We start from the raw sequence: 10,000 nt of genomic DNA, 5'->3' as shown, positions 1-10,000 counted from the left end.
AGATCGAGCGTCGTGTCGGTATAGGGCTTCAGGTTCGGATTGCCGCGCGACGCGCTGATTTCGCCGCTGGTCTCGTCCTTGAAGGCGCTGCCCTTGGCGGCCATCGAGCCCATACCCGGACGGTTCAGGTTCTGCGTGGCCGAGAAGCGCACCAGAACTTCCGGCGTCATTTCGAGCACGGTGTTCAACGTCGGCAGGACGCCGCTATAGCTGCCATCCACATCCGCCGTCCCGAGATAGGCGTAGGAGTCGCCCTGAATCCAGCCTGTCGAGTTGGTGTCGGTCTGATAGCCGCGCAGGCCGACATTACCGCGGAAGCGCTTGCCGGCGATGTCGCTGTCCCAATCCGCCTGCACATAGACGGAGGTCGTCTTCTCGCTGGTCGTATAGACGTTTTCGATGTCCTGAAGCGCGCCGCCGGTACCGTCCGTGTTCGGGCCAAAGCGGTGATATTCGTTATACTTGGCAAAGGTCTTGGCATAGTCGCCGATCAGCCACGAACCGAAGTTGTTGGTGAAGACCGTCGTGACGTCGGCCACCGGCTTGCCACGCATCTTGCTGCGGGTGCCATTGACGTTGTCGTCATAGAACTTGTCGATGCCGTCCTGAGTGAATTCGTGATAGGCCACGCCCGCACGCAGGGTCCACACGTCCGACAGAGAGTAACGGCCATTAAGGACGGCTTCTTTCAGCTCTGAAGAGTTGTTGAAACCGCGATAATAGAAGGAATCGAGAGCGTAGTTGGCCGGATTTGTCGTGTCCCAGCCCGGGTACTGGAACGACGCGGAACGCCCATCCGAACCGTAGTTGGCGATCAGGTTGCCCTTGGCACGCATATAGAGCTTGTCATCATAGGGCGTGTCGTAGGTGGACTTTTCATAGCCAATATGGCCGTCCAGCGACAGGCGATCGGAGATGTCCCACTTACCGGTCAGCACCAGTTGGTTAAACTTGTTTTCGTTGAGCGAGCGACGGTTTTCGCTGCCGAAGGTCATGCCCGTCACATCGGTCATGGTCACGTAGTTGCTGCTATCCCAGGCGATATTGTTGATCACCGAATTCGTTTGGAACGCGGCCGGCCACACACCGCCAGCGGCAGTATCAAAGGCCACGGAACCCGTGGAAGCCAGCGGGCGGGTCGCCAGGTGCAGTTCGCTGCGCTTGGTCTTGAATTCACCGTGCAGGGCATCCAGCGTCAGGAGCAAATTTTCCATCGGCTTCCATTGCACGGCGGCGGTGACGCCCAGACGTTCCATCTCGGCATTCCACGACGAAATACGGTTGCCGTCGGCGAAATAGAGGTCACCCGACAGGAACTTGGCCTGCTGCGCGGCGCTGAGTTTGGAGATGTTGAGGCCCTTGGTCACAAGGCTCGACAGGGTCGAAGCGCTCGGCTTCGAATAGTTATAGGTGTTATGGCCCTGCTCAGTCGTTTCGCGCTTGCCATAGGCGACCGACAGGGTGACGCCAAACACGTCGTCCCAGTTGCGGCTGTAGAGGGCGGCGATGCGCGGCTGGGTATCTTTGGTGTACTCATTGGTGCCGATTTTCACCGAAACGGCGCCCTTGGTGCCCGGCGCATAATCGAAGGGCTTGCCCGTGAACAGACCGACCGTACCGGCCATGCCGCCCTCGTGTTGCGCGGCCTGATAGGTCTTTTCGACCTCGACGCGCGAAAACAGTTCGGACGCGAAGATATTGAAGTCAAAGGCGCGGTCGCGCGAACGCTGGCCGCGGCTGTCCTGTGCCGAGTCCACATTGCCGAGCACTTCCATGCCGTTGAGCTGGACGCGGGCAAAGTCCGGCCCCAGACCGCGAAGGCTGATGCGACGGCCTTCGCCGGCTTCGCGGTTGATCTGCACGCCCGGCAGACGTTGCAGCGATTCCGCGAGGTTCAGTTCCGGGAACTTGGCCATGTCTTCGGCGACGATCACGTCCTTGATGACGTTCGATTCACGCTTCAGCTTGCGCGCTTTGGTCAGCGAGCCGCGATAGCCCGTGACAACGACGGTGTCGATAGTGTCGCTTCCGGCCTGACCGGCTTTGGGCGCGGCGGGCGTTTCGGTCTGCGCGTAAGTCGGCGCAGCCATGAAGAACAGCGCGCCAGCGGCGGCCCCTGTCATAAGCATCTTCATAGAATGTCTCCGTGAATAAAGCGCGCCGAGCGATCGCGATGCACGGAAGATGCCCCCCGCGGCCGGCTGCGGAGGACACAATTAACGTTTGTTTGTGACAGGTGTGTATTTTGGGAGGGAAAATGTGAACTTTTGTGAGGTTTTTGCGCAACGGTGTTGGAAAACCCGAAAAGCTGACGCGATTCGATTTTCGCGTTAAGTGTCAGAGTCTGAGGTTCGCCTCTCTAAGATAATGATTTTAGAGCGCTTTCTGCAACGAAGTTCGGCGAATGCAAAAGTGAGACGCACTTTTCGGATAAAAAAGCGCGTTAAACCAAAAATTTAGAGCGTGCTTTCGTTTCAATTTGAACGAAATGCGCTTGAGTTCATTATGATTTCTGGTAGAATCATAATGATCAGTGTCAGGCGACCAGAACTTCAACCTCGTGTAGCGCCGCAACCAGTTGCGGCGGCGGGGTCTGATCTGTCACGAAAATATCGATCTGCTTGAAGTCGAGCGCCTTGATAATGCCCTGCCTTTCAAACTTTGTGGAGTCCGCCAGCGCCACAACGCGCGAGGCCCGAGACCATATGGCCGCCTTCAGCGAGGCTTCCGGATAATGGAAGTCGAGCAGGCCGCGTCGTGAATCCACCGCCCCTATTGCAAAGAAGGCGATTTCCGGCGTGAAGCGACCCATAAAGGCTTCGGTCTCGCTGCCGAAACAGGACTGATAATCATAATCCATTTCGCCGCCGGCAAAGAAGACCTTGCAGCCATTACGGCCCGTCATCTCACGCGCCACATCCAGTGCATTGGTAATCACCGTCAGATTGCGTTGCTTGATCAGGGCGCGGCTCAGCCAGTAAGAGGTCGAACCCGCATCAATCAAAATGGTCATATTGTCTTCGACAAGGGCCGCTGCCTTCAGCGCAATCGCTTGTTTTTTTTCCGCATTCTGATTACGTCGCACCAGATAGGGGGCCTCGGCCGCCGTTTCCTTGAGCGTAACGCCGCCGCGTACACGGAAGGCAAACCCCTCTTCTTCAAGCTGACGGATATCTCGCCGGATGGTTTCGTCGCTGACATCGAAGCGCTGGGCCAGATCCGTTATGGTACAGGTACGATGGACCTGAAGCAGATTATAGATTTCTGACTGACGGGTATCCTGAAGCATACGGCCCCGGGGAAGGATAAACATGACGGCTTCTGTTGTGTTGTGTTTTGCCGCAGCCTGTCAATGGCGATGCGCCGAAGTGCGCCGCATAGGGTGTACGTATGACAAACGTGTGATGGCGTGTGAGATTTTGTGGAATTTATGGAAATCCGCGCGTTATAGCCCCAGCCATTGCGGCAGATCGGCTACCGTATCGAGCACCGCGTCAGCCCCGGCGGCGTAGAGCGCCGTCCGCGCCGCTTCAAGTCGCACAACACGCTCGGTCGGATCAAGGGCCGCAAACGCCTCCTCGGTCAGTCCCACCCCATTTCCGCTGGCAGCCACCCCGATCGTGTAGGCCCCGGCGGCCTTACCCGCCGCGATACCGACCGGCGCGTCATCGACCACCACCACATCTGCTGCGGGCCATACGCCCAGCTCAACCAGATTTTTCCAGATCATCAGCGGCGCGGGTCGTCCCTGCGGCGTTTCCCCGGCGCAGACGACCAGCTCCGGCTCATAACCCTGTGCCGCAGCGGCCGCCAGAATGGGCGTCATCATGGCGCGCGTATAGCCGGTGGAGGAGCCGACGCGGATACCGGCGGCGCGCAATCGTTCAAAAGTGGCGCGCGCCCCCGGAATAAGGGTGGCCCGCGCGGTTCCCGCCGCCCGCATCAGCTCATCCAGATGGGAATAGATACGCTCAATATCCGTGTCGGTCGGCAAGCGACGGAACCGGTCCTGCCAGCGCTGCGCCACGGCGGGCTGAGCCATCAGTGCGGCGACGTGATCGCGCTTGGCCTGCCCCATGGGCAGGCGCACCTCAGCCTCTGAGACCTCGACCCCGGCGGCGGCAAAGCCCTGCTGCATGGCGATAACCGGGGCCAGAGAACCAAAATCGACCATGGTCCCGGCCCAGTCAAAGATAACGGCCTTGGGGTGTAGGGGCTTAGTGGTCATGCGCGGTTTCCTTACCATACAGATCATTGAGCGTTTCTTCGGCAATGCCGAAGGATGTGGAGGCCCCGGTGCCGCTGGTCACCACGACCAGCCGTACCCGCTCAGCGGGCGACAGACGCATCAGGTCTTCGGCGGCGCTGGCATAGGTGCCGAGCCAGCGCTCGACAACGGGTGGCGGTTCGATGCCCAGCACGCGGCGGAACTCTTCGAGGATCAGCGCCTCGACCGTTACGTCATAAAAAGGTTCGGGGGCGCGGCCGTAATGATGGCTGTCGCCGACGATTAGCGAGCCATCGGCGTTCTGGGTGACGATCAGGTGCACGCCGGCGTCCAGATACGCCTTCTGTTCGCGCTCGAGCACCGCGCTGAGCGCCGCGCTCTGCGGGCGCTCAGCATAGCCGCGATAGCGCACCAGAGACAGGTCCGACATACGCGGGCAGATCAGATCAAAGCCCGGTGCCGCCAGACGCAGCATGTGCAACTGGCTGCGTGTCACGCCCTGGCGGGCATAGAGGTCGGGATAGAGGTGGGTCAGGTCGTCACCCGGGCAGACGATCACGGCTTCACTGCGCACGCGTCCCTGCGGCGTAACAACCTCGGCACCATCTACCGCCAGCGCTGCCGTATCGAACAGGAAGGTGACGCCGTTGTGCGCCAGCCACTGCACCAGACGCGGTATGGCCGTGCGCGATTCCACGCGCAGCTCGTGCGGGCTGTAGAGGGCACCTTCAAGGGCAGCGCCTATGCCGGCATAGGTCGCGCGCACCGCATCGGGCGTCAGAATCTGACATTGAGCGCCCATCGCATGCGCGGCGAAGGCTTCCAGCACCTGCATGGCTTCGGGGCGCTGCGCGGTGACGAGCAGACCGCGCTGCACGATCTCAATCCCCGCCTGCGGGGCGATCTCGGCCCAGATGTCGCGGCTGCGCTGCGCCCGTCGCCAGGTGTCGGTTTCACCCTGCCCGGTCACGGTGACGAAGCCGAAATTGCGAATTGACGCACCGATCGGGGCGGCTTGACGCTCGATCACCACAGGCCGCAGGCCCCGCCGCAGCGCCATCAGGGCGTGCGCCAGCCCGACAATCCCCGAACCGATAATGGCTATGTCGTACATGAAGGCCTCCCTGCCGCTTCTATAATAAATTATTATTATATCTGTATAGTTATAAATTTCGCGAATTTTGTAACCTTGCCACTCGCGACTGAACTTGGCAGGCTCCCCAAGCCACTATATGTCTGCCTGTGCCCCCCCGCCTGAAAGGAAACGACATGTCCGCACCCGCGCCCGGCAATGCAGACGCTGCCCCAGAAGACCACCCAACACGGCGGCGGGAAACCAGTGGCCTGTCGATCGGGGCCTTGCGTGCGTTTGTAGCCGTGGCGGACCTTGGTTCATTTTCGCGCGCCGCCGCAGAGCTCGGCGTATCACAACCCAATATATCTAATCAGATTATGGCCCTGGAACAGGCGTGTGGTCTGCGGCTTCTGCACAGACGCTCCCACAATCAGAGCCTTACAGATGCCGGACGCGAACTCTATACCCGGGCGCGGCTGGTCGTAAGTCGCATGCAAGATTTTGAGACGGCGGCGAACCTCTTTTCCACTCTGAGTCGGGGGCGGATCGTCATAGGTTATTCAACCCCACCCATTGCTATGGCGCTCATCGGGCACTTCATGCGTACTTACGGCAATATTGAAGTCGTTGCCCGCCATGGCAATACGGCAGACCTCCGCGCAGAGTTGCAGGAGTGCCGTATCGACGTGGCGATTACCTCGCTGATGGAGCCCGACCCCACCTTGTCATGCCATCTGATCGCACACCAAGGTCTGAACCTGCTTCTCCCGGCAAGCCACCCTTTCTGCGGGCGGGCCGATATCACCGTTGAGGAACTGAAAGGCATGGCCTTTGTCGCGCGGGAAGAGGGGTCTGTCACCCGCCTCCTCAGCGAGGCAGCCGTAAGCGCGGCAGGGGGCACGTTTGACCCGGTTCTGACCGTTGAAAGCCGCGAGGCGGTGAAAGAGGCGACTGCGAATGGCGTGGGTTTAAGCTTTATACTGGACGGCGAAATCGGCGAGGACGCACGGCTGAAAGCCCTCCCTGTGCGTGGCCTGACGCGCAGCGTTGGCGTTTACGCGATCGCCCTGAAAGAAAGCCTCGAAATTCCGGCTGTTTCGGCGTTCGTGCGCCTTGCCTGCAGCACCTGACACCATTATAATTATATCCAATGCAGATGAGACATTGGATATGAAATAATTATGACAAACTCAATCACCCTCATCGACGAAATCCGCCAAGTCTATTTGCGTGAGGGCCACCATGCCTATGGCCTCTACCATCTTAACCAGTTGCAGCACGCCTTACAGTCGGCAGCCCGTGCCGAAGCTCAGGATCTGGGCCCGGCCATGATCATGGCGGCCTTACTTCACGACGTCGGGCATATGGTTCACGACCTGGGGCACGCGCCCGCCGAGGAGGGTGTGGATGACAAGCATGAGGTACTGGGCGCGAACTGGGCTGCCGCGCGCTTCCCGCCGGCTGTGAGCGAGCCGATACGCCTGCACGTGGCGGCCAAGCGCTATCTGTGCGCGGTTGAACCGGGCTATGAAGCGGCACTTTCAAAAGACTCGGCCATTTCCCTGCGCCTTCAGGGCGGCCCGATGACCCCAGAAGAACAGTCGGCCTTTCTGAGCACGCCCTACGCCCACAATGCCCTTGCTCTTAGGCGGATAGACGAATTGGCGAAGGAGCCGCAGGCAATCACCCCCACGCTTGAACAGTTCCTCGACACCTACCTTGAAAAGGCTCGCGGTCAGGTCACGGTGGAATAGTCCCCCCTGTCATCGGCACGTTAAACTGGGTCTGTATCAGCCTTCATGAGATCGGGTTTAGCCCGTAACTTTTGGTGCCCATAACTTTTAGTGAAAGTCTTGCCCATGACGTCCGGCCTGACCCGCAGACTGTCGCGCGCCGGCCCCATCTGGGTGGCTGTTTACGCCCTGACGGCCGCCTTCCTGACCTATTTCTGCATGTATGCCTTCCGCAAACCGTTTACGGTGGGTACCTACGCGGAGATAGGCGACTGGCACTTCGCGGTCGATTTCAAAATAACGATCGTCATCGCGCAGGTCATAGGCTATGCCCTTTCCAAATTGATCGGTATCAAGATCGTCAGCGAAGCCACACCGCAACGACGCGGGTTGATGATAATTGCCTTTGTGCTCGCCTCTCTGATGGCCCTGATCCTCTTTGCGGTGGTGCCGACGGGGTTGAAGGTCGTTGCTATCTTCCTAAGCGGTCTGCCTCTGGGCATGATCTGGGGGCTCGTCTTCGGATTTTTGGAAGGGCGGCGTACATCCGAGTGGCTGGGGGCTGGCTTGTGCATCAGTTTCATCGTCTCGTCGGGTGTAGTCAAATCCGTAGGTAAGGCCCTGACCGTTGACTACGGCGTGCCGGAACTGTGGATGCCCGCCGCGACGGGGACTCTCTTCTTTCCATTACTGGCATTCTGTGTGTGGATGCTGTCGCTGACACCCCCGCCGGATGCCGCCGATGTAGCCGAACGCATGGCGCGTCAGCCAATGTTTCGGGCCGAGCGGAAAGCCTTCTGGGCACGGGCGGGGCTGGGTCTTGTGCTGCTCATTGTCGCCTATGTTGTCCTCTCGGCCCTGCGTGACTTCCGCGACAACTTTGCGGTCGAACTCTGGGACGCCCTCGGTTATGGCGATGAGCCAGCCATTTTCAGCCTCTCGGAATTGCCGATCGCCGCCCTTATCCTGCCGCTCTTCGGTCTAAGTTCCTTGATCCGCAATAATGCCCGATCCGTTCTCGTCTATCACGCCATGATCATCATCGGGGCCGTGCTCATCGCGACGGCTACTCTGGCGTGGCAGGCGCAGCTTCTGAGCCCCCTGTGGTGGATGATTGCCGTTGGAGCCGGGGTTTATATGGGCTACATTCCCTACAATGCTGTACTCGCTGATCGCCTGACGGCGGCGTTGGGCCTGCCTGGCAATGCCGCCTTTTTCATGTATCTGGCAGACGCTTCCGGCTATGGCGGCAGTGTCGCTCTGATGCTGCTGAAAAATTTCGGGCTATCCCTTAGCTGGCTCAGCTTCTTTACAGGCCTGTGTTATGTCTCCGCCGCCATCGTCGGCGTCACGACGGTCCTCTCACTGTTCTATTTTCATGCGATGTTTCGTAAGTCCGCAGCCTGATTAAAGCGCTTTTCGAAACGGAGTTCGGCGACGGCAAAAGGCATGGCTTACTTTTTGGATAAAAAGTGTGTCAAACCAAAAAATTTAGAGCGATATTTGGCTATGCAGAACTGTGTCTCAATTCAATCTGAACAAAATTAACTAAAAAAACAAAAGTTTACACATATCTCCGTGTCTGTGTCACCCGAACAGTCGCGCAGCGCCTATCGGTCAAATCTGTGGTTCAAACCGATTTGACGCAAAGTGTTAAACTTTCGCCGAGAATGTGTGGCTTCTTTTTTGACTTATTTTATCTTTGAGCGTCATCGCTAAGGGACGGAAAAGCCTTATATGGGTGCAACGTTGTACAAATTTGGACGGACTTGATCCACAATATATGGCGCGGTACATCATTTTACAAAATACTACATCAATGTTGTACTTTTTCGCGGCGTAGTTCTTTGCTGGGGTAAAGTTATCAAGCCTGTAAAATCTATAACGCATTGAAAAATATTGTAAATCGAATGAAAATTCGTGTATTGGGTCTGATGGTTTCCTCAGTCTGTCCAATATGTTGACTGGATCGTAGCTTCGTAATTTTATGAAAGAAAATCAAGCACTTAGATCGGCAAAATTTTCCGTGGCGCCGATGATGGACTGGACGGACCGGCATTGCCGGGCCTTTCACCGGACCCTGACGAAGGGGGCGCTGCTCTATACCGAAATGGTCACTTCGCGGGCGATCATCAATGGCGACCGTCAGAAGCTGCTCGGCTTTTCTGAGGTCGAGCATCCGGTGGCGCTGCAACTGGGCGGGTCTGAGCCGGATGAACTGGCGGCCTGCGCGAAGATCGCCGAAGACTGGGGCTATGACGAAGTCAACCTCAACTGCGGCTGCCCGTCCGATCGCGTGCAGTCGGGGTCGTTCGGGGCCTGTCTGATGCGCGAACCACAGCTTGTCGCTGACTGTATGCAGGCCATGGGCGAGGCGACCCGGCTACCTGTGACGGTTAAGTGCCGCATCGGCGTCGATGATCAGGACGAAGAGACGGCCCTGTTTGCGCTGGTCGAAGCCTGCCGCCAGGCGGGGGTGCGTAGCTTTATCGTGCATGCGCGCAAGGCGTGGCTTAAGGGCCTGTCGCCTAAGGAAAACCGCGACATCCCGCCGCTCAATTACGAACTGGTCTATGCTTTGAAGCGCGCCTATCCGGATTTGACGATCTCGATCAATGGCGGGATCGGCACGCTGGAGGCGGCCGAAGCGCATCTGAAACACGTCGATGGCGTCATGCTGGGCCGCGCCGCCTATCATGAGCCGGCCCTGCTGGGTCAGGTGGACCGGCGTATATTTGGCGGCGCGGCCGATGTCGGGCCGTTTGAGGCGCTGGAGGCTTATCGTCCCTATATGGAGGCGCAACTGGCGGCGGGTGTGCATCTGCCGGCCATTACGCGGCACATGCTGGGGCTGATGCACGGCCTGCCCGGTGCGCGGGCCTTCCGGCGTATTCTGACCGTGGAATCGATCCGTCCCGGCGCGGGTATAGAGGTGCTGGATCAGGCCATCGAGGCGGTGCGCGA

General features: G+C 58.7%; 8 protein-coding genes. 4 read left to right on the top strand and 4 right to left on the bottom strand.

Features of this window, described 5'->3' with window-relative positions; genetic code table 11:
- The 4 genes from LDL37_RS05945 to LDL37_RS05930 all read right to left on the bottom strand — a co-directional run.
- Positions 1 to 2,135: TonB-dependent receptor (locus LDL37_RS05945; RefSeq protein WP_290795565.1), on the bottom strand; the 2,135-nt coding region annotated here is incomplete at its 3' end.
- A gap of 401 nt (positions 2,136 to 2,536) precedes the next feature.
- Positions 2,537 to 3,313: a DeoR/GlpR family DNA-binding transcription regulator gene (locus LDL37_RS05940; protein ID WP_290795563.1), complete on the bottom strand. Its 777-nt coding sequence runs from the start codon at positions 3,311 to 3,313 to the stop codon at positions 2,537 to 2,539.
- Between the two features lie 132 nt (positions 3,314 to 3,445).
- Positions 3,446 to 4,228: a phosphonoacetaldehyde hydrolase gene (phnX, locus tag LDL37_RS05935; RefSeq protein WP_290795560.1), complete on the bottom strand. Its 783-nt coding sequence runs from the start codon at positions 4,226 to 4,228 to the stop codon at positions 3,446 to 3,448.
- The gene (locus tag LDL37_RS05930; RefSeq protein WP_290795558.1) at positions 4,218 to 5,342 is read right to left on the bottom strand and encodes a TIGR03364 family FAD-dependent oxidoreductase; all 1,125 of its coding nucleotides are present in this window, start codon (positions 5,340 to 5,342) and stop codon (positions 4,218 to 4,220) included. The genes phnX and LDL37_RS05930 overlap by 11 nt, the downstream gene beginning before the upstream one ends.
- A gap of 155 nt (positions 5,343 to 5,497) precedes the next feature.
- Between LDL37_RS05930 and LDL37_RS05925 the strand changes: the two genes are divergently transcribed.
- The 4 genes from LDL37_RS05925 to dusA all read left to right on the top strand — a co-directional run.
- Positions 5,498 to 6,433, top strand: a complete 936-nt coding sequence (locus LDL37_RS05925; RefSeq protein ID WP_290795555.1) for a LysR family transcriptional regulator — start codon at positions 5,498 to 5,500, stop codon at positions 6,431 to 6,433.
- A gap of 51 nt (positions 6,434 to 6,484) precedes the next feature.
- Complete coding sequence (locus LDL37_RS05920) at positions 6,485 to 7,057, top strand: metal-dependent phosphohydrolase (protein ID WP_290795553.1); 573 nt, start codon at positions 6,485 to 6,487, stop codon at positions 7,055 to 7,057.
- Between the two features lie 105 nt (positions 7,058 to 7,162).
- Positions 7,163 to 8,443, top strand: a complete 1,281-nt coding sequence (locus LDL37_RS05915) for a DUF5690 family protein (protein WP_290795551.1) — start codon at positions 7,163 to 7,165, stop codon at positions 8,441 to 8,443.
- A gap of 628 nt (positions 8,444 to 9,071) precedes the next feature.
- On the top strand, positions 9,072 to 10,000 hold a 929-nt coding region (gene dusA / locus LDL37_RS05910; RefSeq protein WP_290795567.1), incomplete at its 3' end, for a tRNA dihydrouridine(20/20a) synthase DusA.

The organism is Asticcacaulis sp., from assembly GCF_020217185.1.
Classification (GTDB): domain Bacteria; phylum Pseudomonadota; class Alphaproteobacteria; order Caulobacterales; family Caulobacteraceae; genus Asticcacaulis.
The sequence above is the reverse complement of the archived record's forward strand: the minus strand, read 5'-3'. Positions and strand labels throughout refer to the sequence as shown.

Coding starts and splice junctions, on each gene's coding strand:
- LDL37_RS05920 (WP_290795553.1), top strand. CDS start 6,485: ATGACAAACTCAATCACCCTCATCGACGAAATCCGCCAAGTCTATTTG.
- LDL37_RS05925 (WP_290795555.1), top strand. CDS start 5,498: ATGTCCGCACCCGCGCCCGGCAATGCAGACGCTGCCCCAGAAGACCAC.
- LDL37_RS05915 (WP_290795551.1), top strand. CDS start 7,163: ATGACGTCCGGCCTGACCCGCAGACTGTCGCGCGCCGGCCCCATCTGG.
- LDL37_RS05930 (WP_290795558.1), bottom strand. CDS start 5,342: ATGTACGACATAGCCATTATCGGTTCGGGGATTGTCGGGCTGGCGCAC.
- phnX (WP_290795560.1), bottom strand. CDS start 4,228: ATGACCACTAAGCCCCTACACCCCAAGGCCGTTATCTTTGACTGGGCC.
- LDL37_RS05940 (WP_290795563.1), bottom strand. CDS start 3,313: ATGTTTATCCTTCCCCGGGGCCGTATGCTTCAGGATACCCGTCAGTCA.